Source organism: Nevskia soli (genome assembly GCF_903970205.1).
Classification (GTDB): Bacteria; Acidobacteriota; Terriglobia; order Bryobacterales; family Bryobacteraceae; genus Bog-113.
Map to the genome: position 1 here is coordinate 1 of NZ_CAJCHS010000323.1, position 20,636 is coordinate 20,636.

Genomic DNA, 20,636 nt, shown 5'->3' on the forward strand with positions numbered 1-20,636 from the left:
GTGCAAAGCTCATCTGAGCCGTCAACAACACCACGCCGACTGCCGCTGCAACTCCACATCCTTTCAATGTCATGGCGTGATTATATACGGGGTGGGCCGTCATGCTCGCCGCCGTCATTGAGTTGCAGACCGCGAACACGGTCGAGACGGACGATCGTCGAGCGATGAATCCGGCAGAAGATCGCTTGATCCAACTCCTGGTCCAGGTCTGACGGGCTACGGCGGAGAAGGTGAGTCTTTGTGCCCACGTGGAGACATGAGTAGTAATCCGCGGCCTCGATCCAATCGATCTCGGAGATCTTGAGAAACGAAACCTGACCGGCACTCTTGATGGCCAGTCACTCGATGGGGCGCGCTGCTCCTTTTCCCTGCGCGATTCTTTCTTTGGCGCGGCTAAGTGCTAACTCGAACCGGGCAGACGACGGCGGGAGGCAGATCTCGGCCCAGGAATCTCGAGAACATCGAACCCGTCGCACTCGGGCATCTCCACGTCGAGGAAAACGAGGTCGGGCTTCAACGTGCGGATGTCCGTTAGCGCTTCCATGCCGGAGCAGCATTCGCTAACGACTTCTACTTCGGACTCCTGCCGCAACAGCACGATGAGGTTGCTGCGAGCCAGAGGCTCATCATCTACGACCATGGCCCGAATCCCCACGAGTCAAGCCTCCGCGGGCCTGGGACAATCGACAAACGGAACCAGCAACAAACGGCAGAGACACGGAGACCTCTACGCCGCCTGCGTTTTGATTCCGCATCGTCAACTCGAATGCGTCTCCGTAGAGACTCGTAAGGCGGGTGCGCACGTTGGACATGCCGATCCCAGGTCGCGCCCCTGTCCAGTCGGAAGGAAGGCTGGGACCATCATTGCAAACGCTGAGAGTAAGTACCTGATCAGAGCGGGAGGCGGTAATTCGAATTGCTCCACCCCGGACCCGCTTCGCGATACCGTGCTTCACCGCATTCTCCACCATTGGTTGCAGAATCAGGCTGGGAACTTGCGCGGAGTAGAGTTCCACCGGGACATCAACGCTAAGTTGCAGGCGATCGGCAAAGCGCACCTTCTGAATATCAAGATATTTCCGAGTGAAGTCCATCTCTTCTTGCAAGGGCACTTGCTGCCGGGTCGAGGCGTCTAGCGTCCGGCGCAGGAAATCGCTCAAACCTGCGATCATGCTGACCGCAGAATCGTTCCTGCCCTCGCGCACCAATCCAGCGACGGCGTTCAACGTGTTGAATAGAAAGTGCGGCTCGATTTGCCGGCGCAAGGCGTCGAGTTACGCCTTTGAGAGTTGCTCGTTCAGCCGCGCGGCTTCGGTTTGCTGCTCAGCTAAACGCGCCCGGGAGTCTAACCCATAACTAACAATTAGGATGGTAGCGTATAGGAGTACTGAAGATAGCATTCCATTGTAGAACTTATCTAACCAAAGTAAGTGAAACGGCATTGGGGAGGGGTTGGCGAAAGGATTAAAGAGCGCATCGAGCCACGCCGTCCAGAAAGCGTAGATAAGTCCAATGGCGAGGCAGGCTGTAAAGTGAACTAGCCAGCTGGTTAACCATCTTGTCGGGCGCTTCAGTGTTAGCAGCGGGAATTGATGACCAAGGTTTAGGACCGGCGCCGTCGCCAAGGCCCACGGCAGCCAGGCGAGCAGGGTGGTTGCGAATAGACTTAACCACGCGTGGTGCATCCCTTCCGCGCGCATGGCGAAAACAGTCTGTGACGCGGCAAATAGGCCCAAACCAGACCAGATGGCTGCGATCCATATCCAACTCGGCCTTTCTCGACGGATAGGGACGATGCCCGTACCGTGATCGTAGTTCACTGGATGTGCCGCACGCGCTGGAAATGCAGTGAATCGCCGGAGCTATGCAGTAGACGGTTGCTCAAATGGCGTCTAAAGCAGCAAAATGGTATACATGATGCGCATTACGCGAGCTTTTCTGCTGCTGAGTACGGCCCTGTTTACTTTGTCCGGCTCGGACTTGAGTTCAGGGCCGGAATATACGAACGACGGTCAGATGAAGTTTCCCGAACATTATCGGGAATGGGTCTATCTGACGTCGGGCTTCGACATGAGCTACAGCGCGGCATCGCAGATGAGCGACCATCACATGTTCGACAATGTTTTCGCGAATCCTGAAGCTTATCAATCATTCCTGAAGACGGGTACATGGCCGGACAAGACCGTACTCGTACTGGAGCTCCGCGGAGCCAAAGGCAAAGGCTCGATCAATCAGAAGGGAAACTTTCAGGACGCCGTCATGGAAGTCGAAGTTCACGTGAAGGACGAAGCGCGTTTTCCGGGTAAGTGGGGATTCTTCGGCTTCGACGACGGGAACAAGCCGGCCAAGATGACACCGGCCACGGCGTCTTGTTATAGCTGCCACACCGATCACGCCGCAGTCGACACGACGTTCGTCCAGTTCTATCCGACGCTGTTGCCGATTGCCGCGAGCAAGGGCACGCTGAGCGCCGCGTACAAGAAGGAAACAGATATCGCGGTCGCGAAATAGCAAGTTCCACCGACAGGTCATTTCCCCCAAAAATACTTCTTCGCACCCACTTGACACTAGGAAGAGTTTACTAGTAATCTCTTCCTAGATGCCTGCCCCGCCGCCTCGGCCGACTGACGCCGAACTGGAACTCCTGACCGTGCTGTGGAGCGTCGGCCCCGCCACGGTTCGCCAAGTCTACACGGTGGTCGCCAAAGGGCGGCCCGCGCAGTACAGTACCGTTCTGAAGATTCTGCAGATTATGGCCGACAAGGGGCTGGTGGAGCGTGACGAGACGCAACGCGCGCATGTCTATCGCGCCGCGCGACCGCGCGAGTGGACGCAGCGCCAGCTTGCGGGCGATCTTCTGGAGCGCGCGTTCAGCGGTTCCGCAAAGGCATTGCTGGTCGGCGCACTATCCGCGAAGAAGACGTCGAAGAAAGAACTCGAGGAGTTGCGGAAACTCCTTACCGATTATCGGGAAGGTGACAACTAATGCTCATTCAGCTACTCCGCAGTCCGCTGGCTGACGCCGTCGGCTGGACCATCATGCATTCGATCTGGGAGGGAGCGATCATCGCGGCCGCGCTTGGCGCCGTTCTGCTGATAACGCGGTCTCCGCGCGCGCGATACACAGCGGCGAGTACGGCGATGTTACTGCAGGTGCTGGCCTGTGTTCTGACCCTGACGTATCTGTTTCCTTCAACTGCGCAGCAGAATGCGACGGTATCGGCCGCCGGGATTCAATCATTGGGACAGCACGCCCCGCCACAGGGTTCCGGTCAGTGGGACTTTCAACTGGCAGCTTTGGCGCCGTGGCTAACCCTGGTTTGGATCACCGGAGTCGCGATGTTCTCGCTGAGAAGCTTTGCCGGGTTTCTATCGGTCGCGCGGCTCCGGCGGCGGGGAGTATGCTGTGCGGGCGCCGACTGGCAAGCCCGTGTTAGTGCTTTGCGCGCGAAACTACGTGTCTCGCGGACCGTTCAGTTAGTCGAATCCTGCTTCGCCGATACACCGATGGTTATCGGTCATTTGCGTCCGGTGATCCTGGTGCCCGTCGGCATGCTGACCGGATATCCGGCGGCGCAAGTCGAAGCCATCCTGTTGCACGAGCTTGCGCATATTGGGCGGCAAGACTACCTGGTCAATGCGATTCAGAGAGCCCTGGAAGCGCTGTTCTTTTATCATCCCGCGGTTTGGTGGATTTCGGCAGTGATTCGCGCTGAGCGCGAAAAGTGTTGTGACGACATCGCCGTTGCGGTCAGCGGCAATGCGCGTGAGTATGCGGCTGTTCTGACCGCGTTGGAAGAAAGACGCTGGACGGCCGCTGAACCGGCCGTAGCTATCACAGGAGGAAGTCTTATGAAACGAATACGCCGTCTGCTTTATCCGCAGGCCCCCAAGGCCGCATGGACTCCGTTCCTTGCCGCCGTGATCTGTGTAGTAACTATCTGCTTCGGTCTCGGGGCGTGGCAATCGGACGCTGCCGATCCGTCTGCCGCGCACATGCAACGGATTCAGGAGTTCGCGATGTTCGTGGCGCGATCGTTGGACGCTAATGCCGCTTACACGCTTACTGATGATGGAGAGCGCGCGGCTTACCTGAGACTCACCACAGATGACGAACGGCACAACTTTCTGAAGCAGTTCTGGCTGAGACGCAACCCCGGCACGTCCGAGCAAGATATTCACGCGGAGATCGACCGCCGGCTCACCTATGCGGACCAGCATTTTCAAACGACCACGGGTCTTCCGGGTTCACAAACCGATCGCGGCCGGATGTATGTGATTTATGGGCCGCCGGATGAGATCGAGTCGCATCCGAACGAAGGTAAGGAAGAATGGGCGTACCACCGCATTCAGGGGCCCAATGTTATAAAGACCTTCACTTTCGTTGACCCGTCTCGAACGGGAGACTATCGGCTCACGCCGCAATCGGTACCTCAGGGGTAAGAGTCGCGGCCAGCGGATGCGGAGGAAGCGCGGCGATGAGCCGTTGCGTGTAGGGGTGTTCGGGAGCCGCGAAGATGCGGTGCGGCGCACCCGACTCGACGATTTGGCCCTCCCTCAGAATCGCAAGACGGGAACAGAGGGAGGCAGCCGAAAGCAGGTCGTGGGAAATCAGGAGGACAGAGAGCCCAAGATCGCGATTCAACTCACGGATCAGCGCCAGGATTTCGGCGTGAGTGATTGCATCGAGGGCGCTGGTTGGTTCATCCGCAACGAGCAGGGAAGGGCGATGTAGGAGCGCCATCGCGATCAGCAGGCGCTGGGCTTGTCCGACGCTGATCTGAGACGGATAACGGCGGAAGAACTCCTCATCACAAGGCAGGCAGACGCGCTCGAGCAGTGAGGCGGCTGCCTGTTTCCATTTCGAGGCGTCGTTGGAATGCGCCAGCCACGCTTCTTTGAGATGCGCGCCGACCCGAAGCACGGGATTGAGCGCTGTCCCGGCGCTCTGCAGCACGAGCGCGATCTCCGATCCGCGAACGCGCCTCATTTGCTTCTCAGGCAGGTTTAAGAGATCGCGACCGTTTAATTGGATTTGGCCAGTTACTCGGGCGCGGCTGCGGTCTAACAGATTGAAAAGCGCGAGCGCCAGCGTACTCTTGCCGGATCCGCTTTCCCCGACCAGGCCGAGGATTTCGCCGTGGCCGATAGACAGGCGCACATCGGATAGAACCTGTTTGCCGTTGTGGTACGAAACGGACAAGCACGTGTCGAGCACCGGAGTCTTCGCGGAGTTCACTCGGTGATCTCCTGTTTATCGACATTCCAGTAAAGCTGCGGCCGCAACAGGGCCGGGTTTACATTGTGAACCTTCTTCGAATACGCGGCGAGGACATCGGGATGTACGAGATAGATGAACGGATGCTGTTCCTGAACGATCATCTGTACTTCATCGAAGAGCTTCTTGCGCACGGCCGGATTGGATGCGGCGGCTTGCTGAGTCATGAGCTGATCGATGCGCGCTTCCCACGGCGTCGCCGGTGTCTTCTGGTTGGGGTTCCATTGATGATTGCCGGCGGAACTCAGCCAGACGTTCATCTGCTCATTCGGATCGATGCCGACGTTCGTGAGCGACATCAGGCAGGCTTCGTAGTCGTAGGTGCGGGTGATGCGTTCGATCAGGGAAGCGAAATCCAGGGTGACGACGTTCAGATGAATACCGAGCTTTTGCAGATCCTGCTGGATGATCGCCAACATCCTTTCGTGGTTGCGGTTGCCGGAGTTGGAGATCAGCGAGAATTCGACCGGGTTTCCAGAGCGATCCAGTAGCTTGCCGTCCGCTTCCCGAAATCCGCCGCTGGCGAGCAGTTTTTTCGCGACCTCAATGGAGCTCTTTTGCGCATCGAGATGGCTGTTGTACCAGGCGTGATTGGAGGGCGATACGGGACCGGCGGCAGGAGTCGCGTGGCCTCGATAAACGATGCGGCAGATCTCATCCCGGTCGATCGCAATGGACACGGCCCGGCGGAAATTCGCGTCGGTGAACCAGGCGCGTTTTGAGGCGGGCAGGTGGCTCGTGGACGTTTGATTGAACCAGATCAGTTCCGAATCGAGCGATGCACCGAGGTCGTTCACCGTAAGGTCCGATTTCTTCTCCGCGACGAGATGATCGAACAGGTCCGGATCCAGGTTGCTGACGAAGTCAATGTCGCCGCGCCGCATCCGCAACGCTTCGGAGTCGCGGCTTTGCTGGATCTCGAGACGAATCGTATCGATGTGCGGCAGCTGGTGTCCGCTGGCATCCCGCTCCCAATAGTTCGGATTGCGATGCAGCAGGATAAACGAGCCGGCTTTGCGGTCTTCGATGATGTAAGGGCCGAGTACGGCTTTCTCCTTCATGGGCGAACGGCTGGACATCATTGGGACCTGATCGAACAGTGCGGCTAACCCGGCGACGGGTTGTGGAAATGTGACGCGGATCGAGTCGGGCCCGGTTTGTTCGGTGTGAACGTCACCCGGACCGGTTCGAAAGCTATCGGCCGTCGGCGAGTGGAGTTCCGGACTCATCAACTGCTGGATGGTGTAGGCGACGTCCGGCGGCCCGAAGGGAGATCCATCGGAGAAGCGAACGCGCTGGCGCAGCACGAAGTCGATCTGGCGCCCGTTGGCGGCCACGCGCCATGATGATGCCAAAGCGGGCTCGCATTCCTGCGTCTTTCGATTCAGTCGAACGAGGACCCCGCCGGTAAGATACCGGATCGTCTCCGACGCGTCATCGTCGACCAGAAGCGGGTGTAGGGTACGAGGCTCGCTGCGAATGCAAAAGCGGAGAACGGATTCGGCGCGAAGGCTGACGCAAAGTCCTAAAGTCAAGAGAAGAGAAGCGAGCGATTTCGATAGATTCATGTTTGACTCCGGGTGGTGCGAAGTACCGTTTGAACAGCGATCAACGTTGCGACAAGCACGAGCAAAGGCGTGATAATCCAAGGCGTTTCGAGGAGCGCTTCAGGCCGGTTCATATCGCGAAGAAGCGCTCCCCACGAAGGTAGAGGGTCGGAGACCCCGAGTCCGACCAACGACAGGTTCGCCTCGCCAAGGATGAAGACCGGGATTGCGATCCAGAATTGCGCGAGCAGCACGGGCTTCAAAACCGGTGGGAGATGGATGAGAAACGCGCGCCGGCGAGAGATTCCAAGAGATCGCGCGAAGAGGTATTGATCGCTGTTCAGCCATTCGCGTGTGCGGGCGCGGACGATCCGGGCGGGACCCGCCCAGCCGAGCAGACCGAGCAGCAGGAACGTGATTGCAACCGAGGCGACCGGGGTCGTGTTGAGGGGCATCAGGGACCGTGCGGAGATCAGGAGAAACATCCACGGAAGTGAGATGAACAGTTCGCACGAGAACATCAGAGTGCGGTCGACCCAAGGTTTAGAGAGGCCGCTGAGAGCTCCAATGCATCCGGCTACCAGGGTCGCCAGGAAGGCGCCAAGCGGGGCGAATCCGAGGCTGATCCTGGTGCCGTGGATCAGGCGCGAGAAGCGATCTCGCGAAACGGCGTCGGTGCCCAGCAGATGGTCTTTCGACGGTTGGGCATCCGGCGATTCGCTGAAGATGCGGTCGTACGAGTGCGGCGCAAGTTGGCCGGCGCCGACGACGACGAGGAGGGCCACAAGCAGCCATGCCGCGGCAAGTCGGCGAGTCAGTTTCGTCACTCGGCGCCTCGCTCTCCGAAGTACCAAACTCGCGACACTTCGGCAACTCCACTGGCGCTCAAGACCAACGCCGCCGTGAACATCGTGAGCACGCAAAGAAGGGCCAGATCGCGCGACGATGCGGCCTGCCAGGCCAACTGCCCGAGTCCCGGTGTTTCCGTAGCGAACTCAATGGGGATCGTCGACCCAAATGCAATGCTGACTACCAGGCTGAGAGTCGCGAGTAACTCGGGTACGCAGGGAAGAAGACGGTGCATTGTATGCAACCGGAATCGACTCACTCCGCGGGCGCGTGCCGCAATCACGTGGTTCTTGCGATCCGCTAGATCGAGAAGGTTCGCAGTGTATCGGAACAGATGGGGGAATGTACACGCGGCGACCGCCCAGAAGGGTGCAACGCGGAGCAGGAGACATAGGTAGCCCAGAATGGCGACCGGCACGCATAGCGAAACGCTGGCAACCAGTTCGGAAACAGCCCCTAACACGCGGCTGATTCGCATGGCGGTAAGGCCGGCGAGAACCGACGACGCGACAATCGCTAGAGCTAATCCCTCGCATATCTCGGCAACGGTGACGGCGATCCGCTCCCGGATCAAATCCGCCACGGGGCGGTTTAGAGTTGTCGAGTAACCAAGTTCCCCGTGAGCCATTCCGCGGAGAAAGCCGAAGCAGAACACGGCGAAATCCGCGCCCTCGGACCGCGAATGGCGGATTGTCTCGATGGAGGCGGAACTGCGCCGCGCGTCCATCTCCCGTTCATCGATTCCGAAACCAGCCGAATAGCGGGCCAATGCCGCCCCTGCGATCCCACCGAGGAAAACGGCGAGGACTACTTTGGCGCACTGTCGAATCACGACAATGCGCAGGAGCCGCGAACGGGATGGGGCTTGTATACGCATACTAGGCCGAACGCTTGATCAGGAACGGTACCCGCGAACTCTGCAGTTTGCGGCGGCGCTTGAGTTCGTACATGTTGCTGTCGGCTGTGGAGATGAGTTCGCCGGAATCGATTCCGTCGGGTCCACATGCCGCAATTCCGAAAATGATCGATAAGTGCAAATCAGCGCCGAGTTCGTCGCCAACATTGATGACGGCGGAGCGGCAGGCTTCCAGTTGCGCGCTGGCGTCTGCCTCATCGCGACCGGGCATGACGATCAGGAACTCGACACCGCCCATTCTGGCGACGAAGTCACCGGACCGGGATGTCCGCCGGAGCACGCCGCCGATCTTACGGAGAAGTTCATTCCCGGCCAGATGGCCCAGGTGGTCGTTGACCTTTTTGAAGCCGTTAATTTCGACGACGCCGATGCGAAGAGGAATTGCCGCGGCGCCGCAGCGAGCGATTTCGGATTCCAGATGCAGAAACAGAGAGCGGAGGTTCGGCAACCCTGTAACATCGTCGGTTGCCGACGACTCGGCGGTTGGCTCGAACTGGAAGTTGTTGTCGACCGTCTGGGCGATCTTGGGGGCAACCGATAGAAGGACGCGCAGATCGTCGTTCGAGAAGGCATCTTTGTCTGTTTGGTACAGACTAATCACGCCGATTAGTCGCTCGCCGGCGACGAGCGGCACTGAAACCGCGGACTGCATCGTGGTGAATCGGCACGGCTGGTCCAGATGACCGGACTCAACGGCAGGGTTGCCGTTCAGGATCGGTTTGACGTTCTCGGCGACCCACCCCGACAGACCCATTCCGACAGGGATTTCGAGAGACGAGAAGAACCGGAAGTTTTCGCCTGTCACAAATTCGGGCTTCAGAACATCGCCTTTGACCAGATAGAGCGCCAGAACGTCATGAGGGACGAGATTCTTCATCCGGCCGGCAAGAAGCGCCAGCGTGTCGTGAATACTCAGACCCGTCCCGAGCTCCTGGGTCAACCGGAAGACCTCTTGCATCTCCTGGCGGGCGGCTGCGATCGAGGTAACGAAGTTCGCGTGTTTTCTGCCGTGCCCAACCGGCTGGGCGTCTTGTTCAAATCCAGCAGCTGGAGCGTCGCCGCGTTCGACCTTGATATCTACCGAGAGTCCCTTCAATCGGTCAGCGGATAGCTGGTGGGTCAGGAGTTCCAGCTCCTGATAACGACGCTGCAGCACCGCCACTACGTTAGGATCGAAGCTCTTTCCCGATTCCTCGGCAACGACTGCCATGGCGGCATCTAACGGAAGCGCTTTGCGGTACTGGCGATCGGATGCGAGTGCATCGAGACAATCAACCGCCGCGAGAATGCGCGCGCCGAGCGGAATCGCTTCCCCGTGAAGCCCGTCGGGATAACCTTTGCCATTCCATTTCTCGTGATGGGCGCGGACAATGGGCGTCACCGCGTAAGGGAAATTGACGCGCTCCAAAATCTCCGCTCCCACAACCGGATGGATCTTCATCTTTTCGAATTCTTCGCGGGTGAGCTTGCCTGGTTTGGAAATGATGTGTTCCGGGACGGCAAGTTTTCCGATATCGTGCAGCAAGGCTCCGGCACGAAGCGCCTCGATTTCCTGCGGCGTCATTCCCAAATCCTTCCCAATTTCGACGGCGTAGAGTTGCACACGCGCCAGGTGATTTGCCGTCGTCTGATCCTTGGCTTCGATGGCGAGTGCGAGCGCCTCGATGGTGCGCAGGTGCAAGCTCGATATTTCCTCAGCGTGCTTGCGCCCTTCCTCCGCCCGTCCTATATAGAGCTTGAGCGAACGGTAGAGTATCCAGATAGCCGGGGCCATGACGACGCAAGTCTGCCAGCCGATTTGGCGGCAAGCGATGCTGGTGAACGTTGCGATGCCCGAGCCCGCCAAGTAGAAGGGAAGCGACCAGAAGTAACATTCTTTCCAGGTCTGGCGAAACGGCCGGCCCTCCGTGATGGAGATGACGATGGTAACGGGAATCGTGTTGAAGACGAAGAATACGCAGGCTGCGATAAGCAGGCGAATTGGATTTGCCAGCTGCCACGCCTGGAATAAGTACAACCGGTAAGTTCCCGCGGTCATAGCCGTGGCGAGCGCCATGGAAGCGACGTTGAAGAGAACCTGAATCGTCCGCGGCCGGGTCTTAACGAATAAGAGGCACTGCGAAGCGGAAGCCACACTGAGAACGAACACGGCTTCCGAGAAGTGCAATTCGGAAGTCGCGAAGAAGGCGAGCACGCAGGACACCGAGAGGGTGCCATTCAACCCGGGGATGCGGACTTTCCAATGAGAGATTACCGTACCCGTACACAGAAGCACGAGGAACATGGCGGGCGATTTATACTGCCAGTTCACCAGTGCCAAGACTAATGTCAGAAGACCGGTCAGTATCACGCAATGGATATATAAGCGGGCTTTGGTGGAGTACTCGTCCATCGCGTCGACCTCCTTTCGGCATGCACAGCCGTCTCTTTGTGTTTATCGGCGCGATCGGTGGAATTCTGTAGGCGGGCTTACCGGGCTGGAGTTAGAGGCGGATTCCGCCGATCATGCGGATGTGAATTCTTCGCCCGAATCTTTTCTTGGAAAAACAACGATTGTCGCCAGCCCCCAAATGATGGGACTTCTGGGGCAAGTACGCCGCGTAGCGCAGGCCAAAGCCAGCGTGCTGATCGAGGGGGAGAGCGGGTCCGGCAAAGAGATTATCGCCAGAGCGCTGCACCATTACTCGTCAAGACGCACGAAGCCGTGGGTCGACGTGAGCTGTGCGGCTTTACCGGAGCATCTGGTGGAAAGCGAGCTGCTCGGCTATGAGCGAGGCGCCTTCAGCGGAGCGCTCAACAGCAAGCCTGGGCTCTTCGAGCTGGCGCACGAAGGAACGCTGCTGCTGGACGAGATCGGGGAATTTCCCCTCAACCTCCAGGCGAAGTTGTTGCGGGTACTCGACGGATCTACGTATTTCCGGCTAGGTGGGACCAGGAAGTTGTCCGTCGACGTGCGCATCGTGGCGGCGACCAATCGAAGCTTGAAGAGCCTGGTTCAACAGAAATTATTCCGGGAAGATCTGTATTACCGGCTGAGTCAAGTCTGTTTGCGGGTTCCACCCTTACGCGAGCGGCCGGACGACATTAAGCCGCTGGCGGAACATTTTCTGGCGGAGATCCGGCCGGGCATGTCGATCAGCGGCGAGGCGATCCGCAGACTTGAGAGACATCTTTGGCCAGGGAATATTCGAGAGCTACGCAACGTGATCACGAGCGCATCTCTCGCGGCGGAAGAGTTCCGGATTGAAGCGAACCATATCGATTTGGATTTGGAAGAGATGGCGCAGACGCCGGTAGAGACCAGCATCCGAACGCACGCGGCCGGAACCTTGGGAACCATGGAGCGGGAAGCGGTGTTGGCCACGCTCCGGAGAACGCAGGGTGACCGGCAGCAGACCGCTGAAGCTCTTGGAATTTCGTTAAGGACATTGAACCGTCGCTTGAGCGAATATGGGCAGGTGCGGTCACGTCGGGTAAGCGCTTGAGCGGCTGGTCAGGTCCGCGAAAGCGAACCTGAACCAGCCATTTCCTTTCAATAAGTCATTCGGTAAGGTTGTAAAGTACGTTCGAAGCATCCGTGTCGGCAGTGCTCGATCCCCACACGGCCGTGCTGCCCCAAACCGCCGCGCTCCCCCATACGGCGGCAGTGCCGGCAGGGGCGTTGGATCCCCATACAGCCGCGGAGCCCCAGACCGCAGCGGAGCCCCATACGGCGGCTGTGCTCTCATCTGTAACGGTCGAACCCCATACCGCCGCACTACCCCATACCGCTGCACTGCCCCAAACCGCAGCCGTGCCGCCGATGCTGGTGTTCGAGATCTTCACGACTCCAGGAGCGGTTTGTACGGCAGTCGGCGACAGAGCCGGCAGCGTGGCTCGGTCCGTGCAATTCAGCGCGGCCCAGGCGTCGACATACCCGGCCCCGACGGTGAATATATCGTAATAGTCGATGTAAGTGCCGGTCGAGTCGGTTACCGTGCTGGAAGCCGGAAATGTCTTGGTCGCCGTCTTCATGATTCGAGCCTTGATCGTATCCGGAGTCAGCGTCGGATCTTTCTGCAAGAGCAGTGCGGCGATCCCGCTTACCATCGGCGCCGCCATGCTTGTTCCGCTTAGTTTGAAGTAGTTGTTCGAATACGGTCCGGGGCTCAGGCTCAGTTCGGGAAGGCTCATGTAGTAGCTTTTTTCGAGTAAGGTAGTCGAAGTCTGATAGAGCGTGGCATTCGTACCGGCAAGCATCGAGTTGATGTTGTTGCCGGGAGCTACAACGTCCGGTTTGACGATATGGTCCAAGATCGTCGGACCTTTCGAACTATAGCTCGCGATCGTATCGTCGGATCGCGTCAACGTCGCTTGATCTTTCATAGCGCCCACGGTGATCACGTAAGGATCGTTTCCCGGCGCCGTAATGGTTGCGTAGCCATGGGTACCGGCGGTATTCACCCGGCCATCATTACCGGCGGCCACGACGACAACGATGCCCGCTTTCCAGGCCTGTTCGACTGCCTGGCAAAGAGGATCTACGGTGTAGCTCTCGAACACCGGGCGTCCCAGGGAGAGATTGATGATGTCGACTTTGAGCGCAATCGCCTCATCGATCGCGGCGATGACCTGGCTATCGGTGCCTTGCCCGTTCTGATCCAGAACCCGGAGATTCACGAGCTTCACATTGGGAGCGATGCCGACAAAGCTGTGGGTGTATAGAAGCCCGGAAGAGTTGCTGCCATTTCCACCCACGATACCGGCGACGTGCGTACCGTGCCCGTACGCATCCTGGGTGCTATTGGAACCGGGGACGAAACTTTTTGAGTAAGAAATCCGGTTAAGGAGCAGTTCCTGAAGATCGCCGCTGACGGTGATGCCGCTGTCGATTATCGCCACGGTGACGCCTGTACCCGACCAACCGTTCTGAAGGGCTATATTGGCATTAATGGTCGGTTCCGCGTATTCCAGCAAACCTTTCAACGGCCGGTCAGGCGAGATATAAACTACTTCGGGATCGCTGGCAAGCGATTTCAACATGTTCGCGGGTAATCTGTAGAGCCCGCCGTTGGCCGCATTTAGTTTTTTCTTAAGTTCACCTCCGCGGACCACCGATGACAATAGCCCATCGTTCACCGGGTGTTTCAGTTGGACGATGACGTCTACAGAGCCGTTGGGATCAATGCTTTCGAGTTCGTGCGCCAGTTTCGCGTTCCCGGCGAACAGGCCACTCGCTGTGGCCAGGAGTAATCCAGCAAGAATTTTAGTGTTCACGTTATTTTCCCCAGATCAGCATATTGGTGGACCGGTCAGGAACCGGCTCCTTGGATTCCAGGGCCTGCTTTTGGTAGCCCACCGGAAATCCTGGCGCGGGCGAACCCGATCCACGTTCAATCGCTTTTTCTGTATCAGATGAAATGCGCTGCATGGACGAAGATAGTGCACCGGGAGCACCAACCAACAACCGTTAGTTTTCAGTTCTTTACGGTCGGGAGCACGATGCATTTCGTGCGTATTGGCAGAAGCAAGAGACAAATTGGCGCAACGCCAAGTGATGGGGAAGCAGGCCTGAGATGGGGCCCTTAAGAGTCTATCGAATTTGGGGGCGCGTTCAGTCGGCCCTCAGTACTTTTATTGGATCTATTCGGGTGGCGCGCCAGGCGGGGAGCGCCGTCGCGATGACACCGACAGCCAAAACCAAAGCGGCCACCGCTATAAAGGTTGGTAAGTCGGTTGTTCCCACTCCGAAGAGAAGCGCGGACAGGAAGCGAGTCAGGATCAACGCGCCGAGGATGCCTGCGGTGACGCCGTATAGGGTGAGTTTCAACCCTTTCGCGAGGATCATCGAAAGGATCCCCTGCCGCGAACATCCAATGGCTACACGGAGGCCGATCTCATAAGTCCGTTGGGCGACCCAATAAGACATCAACCCGTAGATACCGACGGTTGCCAGTAGAATCGCCGCGCCGGCGAAGCTCAGGAACACGAGCATGGTCGAACGTATGTCGGCGATCGATCCGGACACGACGTCTTGCAGCGCTTGAACCCGGCCGACCGGTACGTTCGGGTCCTGATCTCGGGCGAGTTGTTCGATCGCCTGCGCGGTCTGAGGGCTATTCGTTTCGGCCTTGATAAGTAAAGTCATCGCCACCGGGATTAGCCCGTCGGCTAGTACGGATTGAGAGTAGGGCATGTACACGACGCCGGCAACGCCCGTGGGAAGTCCCTGGCTCAAGGTGTAGTGGTTCACGTCGCCGACTACGCCGACGATCGTCCGCCACGTGTCGCTGCCGGCGAGCCTGATGTGCTTTCCGATTGCGCTTTCGCTGGGCCAGAAGCGTTTCGCCGTAGAGGCGGGGATCACCAGCACGCGCGTCGCATCCGGCCCATCCGAGTCCGTGAAGTAGCGGCCCGCTAATAAAGGAATGCGCATCGTTGGGAGATAGCCGGGACTGACCGCTTCCAGCCAGAGCATCGGCGCGGGGAAATCGGCCGTCTTGGGATGTCCTTCGATGTCGACTGGGGTGGTGGGAACGCGTCCATCGAGAGGAACGGAGTTCGCGACTGCGGCTTGTTCAACGCCCGGAACGCCAGCGGCACGTTGTAACAGGCGATTGTAGAACGCCACGCATGCCTCACGCTGCACGCAGGCAGACTGGTTCGGGCTGATCTGAACGGCAAGCATCGACTTAGGATCGAACCCGGGGTTAACTATCGATAGCTTGTAGACGCTTCTTAGCAGCAGCCCCGCGCCGAGTAACAAAACCACGGTAAGAGCTACTTCGCCGGTGATAATGACGCTTCGAAAACGCGACCAGAATCCCGATGTAGAGCGTTGGCTGCCCGTCTTGATGGTTTCGGTGATGTCGACTTGGGAGGCACTAAGGGCGGGAGCAAACCCGGATGCTAATCCGGAGAAGAGCGCGAGCGCCATTACGACTGCGACGATTTGCCAATCGACATGGGCTTGAGCCAGGCCCGGAAGCGACGCGGGCAGGACGGACTTGAAGATAGACAGGGCAGATATCCCGAGTAAGATGCCAAGTCCGGCGCCAAGCAGGGCAAGGCCGATGCTTTCGGTCAGGAGCTGGCGAACGATACGCAGGCGGCCCGCGCCCAGAGCCGCGCGAAGGGCGATCTCTTTGCGACGCGTGGTCGCCCGGGAGAGTAGCAGACCCGCGACGTTAGCGCAGGCGATGAGTAAGACGGCAGCTACTGAGCAGAGAAGAATGAGAAGCCTTCCCCGTACGTCGCCGACGATGTCCTGCTGAAGCGGAATGGCGGTCGAGCCTGCGTTGAAATCGCGGGGCATTGGATAGGGATAGAGACCTTTGAATTGCAAGTTCAAGCTGCGCACCTCGCCTTGGGCTTGCGGGAGAATGGCGCCAGGCCGCAAGCGCGCCACCAGGGGCATGAACTCGGATCCCCAATATTCCAGAAAGTTCGACGGATCGAGCCGCATGCGAAACCACAGCTGTACCTTCGCGGACGGATAACTGAAGCCGGCACGCATGATCCCGATGATCTGCCGTTCCACGCCGTCCAATTGAACGAAGCGGCCGATCGCCGCCGGATCGCCGCCGAAGCGATCCTTCCACAAGGATTGGCTGATGATGACGACGTGGTCGCGCCCCGGCGCCTCCTCGCCCGGCCGGAAGCTTCTTCCGAGAGCGACCGGCGCGCCGAGGACCGAGAGGAAGTTGGGTGTCGCACTGCTGCCGAAAAGACGGGCTGCCTCGCCTTGACCGGTCAGATTAATTTCCGCACCGGGACTAATCGCGGCAATGTCCATGGCTCGCGAGCGCTGCTGAAAGAAGGGAACGGCGGCCCGAGGATAGATACCGGTAATTCTAACCAGGCGCTCCGGCTGTAAGTACGGCAAAGGACGGACTAGTAGAGCATTCACCAAGCTGAACATTGCGGCATTTCCGCCAATGCCTAACGCAATAGAGAGTACGCAGATCGCGGTAAACACGGGCGTTCGCCGGTACATGCGGACGGCGTGCCGCAAGTCCTGCGAGATCCGTTCCCACCGCATGAAGCTCCACATGTCGCGACAGTCCTCCTTGGCCATGGTTATGTTTCCCATTTGTCGATTGCTGAGTTCCGCGGCCGGGCCAGGTCCCATGCCGGATTCGCAGTTCTCGGCCCGTTGGAATTCGCGATGGAATTCGATTTCTTCGGAGAGTTCCCGGGTGAGCTCGTCGCGGCGCCAGCGGAACAGGAGCCGATGCCAGCCGCGCACGAGCCAGGTTCGGAGAGATTCAATCATGCCACCTCCGGACTTTCCGGACCGGAGTAAGAATGCTTCCCATCGCCTGGCGCTCCCATCGTCTAACGATGGGTATAACACTTCGATCCGATCGATGTCAAATGCGAATGAAGTAATTCTGCGCAGGCGGCGGGAGGTTTGGTTAGTCGCCCCGCAAACCGTGGGCTGCGCGATTCCATCGTGATACGGTGAGGAATTGCGTAACTATCGATCGCGTTTGCTGTTATGGGCGCAGTGGCTGGCGTTCGCCTCATCGGCTGCGATTGTCATCGGCATTGCGCCGTCGCAGATCCTCCTTGGATTAGCGCTGGTGGCTTTGTTCGCGTCCCGGGAACGGCTCCGGCTTCCACCAATCAAGCTCCCGCTCGGATTGTTCTTGTTGGGGACGCTGGTGGCCGTAGCGCTTTCCGGGAATGCAATGGCGGGGTTTCCGCAAGTCAAGAAGATCTACGTTTTTAGCCAGCTGCTGGTAGCCTACACATTACTTCGTGGAACGAGGATAGGAAACTGGCTCGTGCTGACGTGGGCCGGCCTCGGAGCGGCGAGCGCTCTTTTCGGCGTTTATCAATTTAGCGTGAAAGCTTATAACATCTACCAGGCGAATGAGGATTTTTACCCGGCCTATGTTACGGCGCGAATTACCGGATTCATGGGTCACTGGTACATCTTTTCGGTAGAAGAGATGTTAGTACTCCTCATGCTTTCGTCGTTCCTGCTCTTTTCCGCCGCGGCGCGACGATATGTTTGGTTGTGGTTAGTGTTAGGCGCTACTCTTGGCCTGGGCATCTTGTTGGCGGAAACCCGTGCCGTCTGGATTGCCACGGCGATCGGAGTAACATACCTCGTCTTGTGCTGGCGGCCCTGGGTCGCTTTGGCGATACCTGTTTGTATCGCGATCGGCTTGTTCGTGGCGCCGTCCACGCTGCGGGAGCGCGCGGTATCGATCGTGCAACCGGGCAGCGACGATTCAAACGGCTTTCGTGCGATTCTTCTACGAACAGGTATCCGCATGGTGGAAGCGCATCCGTGGTTCGGGGTCGGCCCCGGGATGCAACGGGAGCGGTTCATGGAGTATCTGCCGCCTGATGTGCCGCTTCCGCTTCCCTCCGGCTCCTACATGCACCTGCATAACGTCTATCTCGAGTATGCGGCGGAACGAGGGGTGCCTGTGCTCCTGATCTTTCTTTGGCTGATCTTCAAGATCCTGTGGGACTTCGCGCGCGGTGTTCGCGGCCTGCCGGCGGGGCGCGACGATCGCAAATCTCTTATGCATGGCGGTATCGCGGTGACTATTGCACTGCTCGTGGAAGGCATGGCAGATGTAAACTTCGGCAACAGCGAGGCACTTACTATGTACCTCGTCATAGTTGCAATAGGTTATAACGCTATCTCCAGGGATGGCACCGTGGTATCCTCGTAGTTTCCGTAAATGGCTGCAACTACTACTGTCGATACCGCGAAGACTGCCTTTCCGCCGATGAGCGTGTGGGCTGCGCCGGTGGCGCTCGCCTGGTTGATTCCCGGCGGCGGACACCTGCTGCTGCGAAGGCGCGGGCGTGGGTTGCTGCTCTTGGCCGCTATCTCGGTGATGTTTTTCTTCGGTCTGGGAATGCGGGGCGCGATGTTCCATCCGGAATCGGGCGATCTGCTGACCACGCTGATCAACTACGGCGGCTTCGTCGGGGATCTCGCGTCGGGCGCGCTCTATATTTTGTCCGTGATGCTGGGCTACAACCAGCCGGATATGCCAGGAGCGGTGCATGACTATGGCACGAAATTTCTGGTTTGTGCCGGGCTGCTGAACATTCTGGCGATGGTGGATGTGTTTGAGATCGCGACGGGGCGAAAGAGCTAGATGAAGATTAACCTCTCGCATTTCGAGGCGGCGTTTCTGTTCGCGCTATGTGCTTCGGTGGTGCTCGGCATCGTCACCAAGAAAACGGATCGCGAGCGCCTGATGTATGGGGCGAAGTGCTTCGGGTACTTCATCCTGGCGCTGTTTGCGATCGGCTGGGCCATGAAACTCGGTCACGGCTAACGCTGGGTTCAGCGCTGCGTGGCGAAGCCTACCCCGGCAATCCTTACTTTCTCCCAGGTGGATAGAGAGATCCGGCGCTGCAGGACGTCGAAGTTACTGGTGCGGATTTTGTCCAGCAAGCGCGAGTAGATGGTAATTAGCACCCATAGTGACGAGCGGCTTCTAGCGTCTACCAGTCCGATTAACGGGCGGGATTGGTCGTAGAATCGCCGGGCTCGATCGGCTTCGAATTCCATCAAGCGCAGGAAGCGGTTGCTGCGCTCGGTTCCCAGCAACTCCTCGCGGCGGACTTCAAAAAGTTGGAGATCTTCCGTGGGTAAGTAGACGCGGCCTAGCTCGGCGTCTTCACGCACATCCCGCAGAATGTTGGTTAGCTGAAATGCGATGCCGCACTTTTCGGCTAAGTCGAGCGCCTGTGGATCGCTGAATCCGAAGATGTGGATGGTGGTTAGGCCTACCACCGAAGCGACGCGGTAGCAGTATTGGTATAAGTCGTCGAAGTTATGGATCTCGCGCGGGGTCAGGTCCGACTGGACGCCTTCGATCATCTGGAAGAAGTAATCGTGCGGGATGCGGTAGCGCTGCACGGCGTCGTGAAACGCGGGCCAGAGGGGATGGTCATCTAAGTGACCGTTGAGAGCGCGTTCGAGCGATGCGCGCCAGTTTTGCATGGCGGCTGCCGTTGCGCCGGGTTCGTCGCTGAGGTCGTCGCAGAAGCGCATGAAGGCGTACATGGCGCACATGGCGTTGCGCTGCTCGGTGGACAGCAGGACGAACGAGTAGTAGAAGTTTTTGGCGCGGGCGCGAGTGATCCGGCGGCAGTAGGCGTACGAGTTAGATAGAGAGGTCATGCGGCGCGTCGCACAGCTAAGCGGCCTAGCGCGCCTACTAATAAGCCAACGCGTTCTAGTTTGGAGATCGATGGGCGCTCGGTGAGAACGTTATACCCTTGCTGGCGGATTTTTTCGAGAACCCGCATTCCGCCCCGGCTGAATAGATCTAAGTCGAGCGAGAGGGCACGGTCGACCATTCCCACTAGCGGCAATCCTTGTTCGAAGAGTAACTGGGCGCGGTTTACGCATTCTTCCATCGCGCTGCGGAATCCAGGCGAGAAGCGGCGGGTAAAGAGGTCGTCTACGGTGACTTGGTTCCGGTCGAGAACTTCAAGTGGGATATAGACGCGGTCTTTGGCCGAGTCGACTGTTACATCTTGCCAGAAGTTCGCTAGCTGCAGGGCTGTGCAGGTTGCGTCGGATAGGTGCTGCCTTGCGGGATCGGAATAACCTCCCAGGTACAGTACGAGGCGACCGACCGGGTTCGCTGAGTAGACGCAGTAATCGAGAACATGTTCCCAGGTTTCGTAGCGTGAGACTTGCTGATCCTGGATGAACGCGCGGATTAAGTCAGCGAAGGGTTGCTTCGGGATGGAGTGCTTTTCGACTGTGCCCTGGAGCGCGACGAAGACTGGATGCGTGGCATGGCCTTCATACATACGGTTCAGCTCGTCACCCCACCAGGCGAGCAGGCGCAGACTTTCCTGCTTGTCCCCGATTTCGTCGCCTAAGTCATCCGCCCAGCGGCAGTAGGCATAGACATTGAAGAAGTCCTGATGGAGGCGCTTGGGGAGTAAGAGACTAACTACGTGGAAGTTCTCATAATGATGAGTAGCCAGCCATTTGGTGTAAGCCTCGGCTTGCGACCGGGAGAACTCGTGCCGCGTCGCTTCTTCGCTTAAGAGGAACTCGCGCGGGGCC

The 20,636-nt window shown here is 58.5% G+C and carries 20 protein-coding genes; 7 read left to right on the forward strand and 13 right to left on the reverse strand.

The genetic code is table 11. The annotated features are described in order from the left end of the window. Positions 1-80: 80 nt before the first annotated feature. From H1Y01_RS20105 to H1Y01_RS19570, 4 genes are all read right to left on the reverse strand, one after another. On the reverse strand, positions 81-338 hold the full coding sequence (locus tag H1Y01_RS20105) for a LytR/AlgR family response regulator transcription factor (protein WP_219341551.1): 258 nt from the start codon (positions 336-338) through the stop codon (positions 81-83). 62 nt (positions 339-400) lie between these two features. After that, positions 401-640: a LytR/AlgR family response regulator transcription factor gene (locus H1Y01_RS19560; RefSeq protein ID WP_219341546.1), complete on the reverse strand. Its 240-nt coding sequence runs from the start codon at positions 638-640 to the stop codon at positions 401-403. After that, a complete protein-coding gene (locus H1Y01_RS19565) occupies positions 627-1,265 on the reverse strand; it encodes a sensor histidine kinase (RefSeq protein ID WP_219341547.1) in 639 nt (212 codons plus the stop codon). Before H1Y01_RS19565 ends, H1Y01_RS19560 begins: the two co-directional genes overlap by 14 nt. Positions 1,266-1,274: 9 nt before the next feature. Next, entirely contained in the window at positions 1,275-1,700 is a 426-nt protein-coding gene (locus tag H1Y01_RS19570; protein ID WP_219341548.1) for a hypothetical protein, read from the reverse strand. A gap of 214 nt (positions 1,701-1,914) precedes the next feature. Between H1Y01_RS19570 and H1Y01_RS14050 the strand changes: the two genes are divergently transcribed. From H1Y01_RS14050 to H1Y01_RS14060, 3 genes are all read left to right on the forward strand, one after another. After that, positions 1,915-2,511 (forward strand): cytochrome P460 family protein, encoded by a 597-nt coding sequence (locus H1Y01_RS14050; RefSeq protein WP_180541139.1) that lies wholly within the window; start codon positions 1,915-1,917, stop codon positions 2,509-2,511. An 88-nt stretch (positions 2,512-2,599) separates the two neighbouring features. Continuing rightward, the gene (locus tag H1Y01_RS14055) at positions 2,600-2,986 is read left to right on the forward strand and encodes a BlaI/MecI/CopY family transcriptional regulator (protein WP_180541140.1); all 387 of its coding nucleotides are present in this window, start codon (positions 2,600-2,602) and stop codon (positions 2,984-2,986) included. After that, complete coding sequence (locus H1Y01_RS14060; RefSeq protein ID WP_180541141.1) at positions 2,986-4,443, forward strand: M56 family metallopeptidase; 1,458 nt, start codon at positions 2,986-2,988, stop codon at positions 4,441-4,443. The genes H1Y01_RS14055 and H1Y01_RS14060 overlap by 1 nt, the downstream gene beginning before the upstream one ends. On the opposite strand, the gene H1Y01_RS14065 is transcribed toward H1Y01_RS14060, so the two are convergent. From H1Y01_RS14065 to H1Y01_RS14085, 5 genes are read right to left on the reverse strand one after another with little or no spacing between them, the layout of a single operon-like run. Continuing rightward, a complete protein-coding gene (locus H1Y01_RS14065) occupies positions 4,415-5,239 on the reverse strand; it encodes an ABC transporter ATP-binding protein (RefSeq protein ID WP_180541142.1) in 825 nt (274 codons plus the stop codon). The genes H1Y01_RS14060 and H1Y01_RS14065 overlap by 29 nt on opposite strands. After that, on the reverse strand, positions 5,236-6,846 hold the full coding sequence (locus tag H1Y01_RS14070; protein ID WP_180541143.1) for an ABC transporter substrate-binding protein: 1,611 nt from the start codon (positions 6,844-6,846) through the stop codon (positions 5,236-5,238). Before H1Y01_RS14070 ends, H1Y01_RS14065 begins: the two co-directional genes overlap by 4 nt. Next, positions 6,843-7,652, reverse strand: coding sequence for an ABC transporter permease (locus H1Y01_RS14075; protein ID WP_180541144.1), 810 nt, complete (start codon positions 7,650-7,652; stop codon positions 6,843-6,845). The genes H1Y01_RS14070 and H1Y01_RS14075 overlap by 4 nt, the downstream gene beginning before the upstream one ends. Next, complete coding sequence (locus tag H1Y01_RS14080; RefSeq protein ID WP_180541145.1) at positions 7,649-8,506, reverse strand: ABC transporter permease subunit; 858 nt, start codon at positions 8,504-8,506, stop codon at positions 7,649-7,651. Before H1Y01_RS14080 ends, H1Y01_RS14075 begins: the two co-directional genes overlap by 4 nt. A 46-nt stretch (positions 8,507-8,552) precedes the next feature. Further along, the gene (locus H1Y01_RS14085) at positions 8,553-10,874 is read right to left on the reverse strand and encodes an HD domain-containing phosphohydrolase (protein ID WP_180541146.1); all 2,322 of its coding nucleotides are present in this window, start codon (positions 10,872-10,874) and stop codon (positions 8,553-8,555) included. Here H1Y01_RS14085 and H1Y01_RS14090 point away from each other — a divergent pair. After that, a complete protein-coding gene (locus H1Y01_RS14090; RefSeq protein ID WP_180541147.1) occupies positions 10,873-12,075 on the forward strand; it encodes a sigma-54 interaction domain-containing protein in 1,203 nt (400 codons plus the stop codon). The two genes, H1Y01_RS14085 and H1Y01_RS14090, sit on opposite strands and share 2 nt — an antisense overlap. Before the next feature lie 55 nt (positions 12,076-12,130). Here H1Y01_RS14090 and H1Y01_RS14095 read toward each other — a convergent pair whose 3' ends face one another. Both H1Y01_RS14095 and H1Y01_RS14100 read right to left on the reverse strand, forming a co-directional pair. Beyond that, positions 12,131-13,846 carry a S8 family peptidase gene (locus H1Y01_RS14095; RefSeq protein ID WP_180541148.1) on the reverse strand — a complete coding sequence of 572 codons (1,716 nt, stop codon included), beginning with the start codon at positions 13,844-13,846 and terminating at the stop codon, positions 12,131-12,133. Positions 13,847-14,183: 337 nt separating this feature from the next. Continuing rightward, positions 14,184-16,844 (reverse strand): ABC transporter permease, encoded by a 2,661-nt coding sequence (locus H1Y01_RS14100; protein ID WP_180541149.1) that lies wholly within the window; start codon positions 16,842-16,844, stop codon positions 14,184-14,186. A gap of 196 nt (positions 16,845-17,040) precedes the next feature. On the opposite strand from H1Y01_RS14100, the gene H1Y01_RS14105 reads away from it, so the two are divergent. Genes H1Y01_RS14105 through H1Y01_RS14115 form a run of 3 tightly spaced genes read left to right on the forward strand, consistent with a single transcriptional unit; the run spans position 17,041 to position 18,882 of the window. Further along, on the forward strand, positions 17,041-18,264 hold the full coding sequence (locus H1Y01_RS14105; RefSeq protein WP_180541150.1) for an O-antigen ligase family protein: 1,224 nt from the start codon (positions 17,041-17,043) through the stop codon (positions 18,262-18,264). 9 nt (positions 18,265-18,273) lie between these two features. Continuing rightward, positions 18,274-18,699 carry a DUF6677 family protein gene (locus H1Y01_RS14110; protein ID WP_219341549.1) on the forward strand — a complete coding sequence of 142 codons (426 nt, stop codon included), beginning with the start codon at positions 18,274-18,276 and terminating at the stop codon, positions 18,697-18,699. After that, positions 18,700-18,882 (forward strand): hypothetical protein, encoded by a 183-nt coding sequence (locus H1Y01_RS14115; RefSeq protein WP_180541151.1) that lies wholly within the window; start codon positions 18,700-18,702, stop codon positions 18,880-18,882. It abuts the gene before it with no gap. An 8-nt stretch (positions 18,883-18,890) separates the two neighbouring features. On the opposite strand, the gene H1Y01_RS14120 is transcribed toward H1Y01_RS14115, so the two are convergent. Continuing rightward, on the reverse strand, positions 18,891-19,733 hold the full coding sequence (locus H1Y01_RS14120; protein ID WP_180541152.1) for a phytoene/squalene synthase family protein: 843 nt from the start codon (positions 19,731-19,733) through the stop codon (positions 18,891-18,893). Further along, the coding region (gene hpnC, locus H1Y01_RS14125; RefSeq protein ID WP_219341550.1) for a squalene synthase HpnC at positions 19,730-20,636 on the reverse strand (907 nt) is incomplete at its 5' end. The genes H1Y01_RS14120 and hpnC, both read right to left, overlap by 4 nt.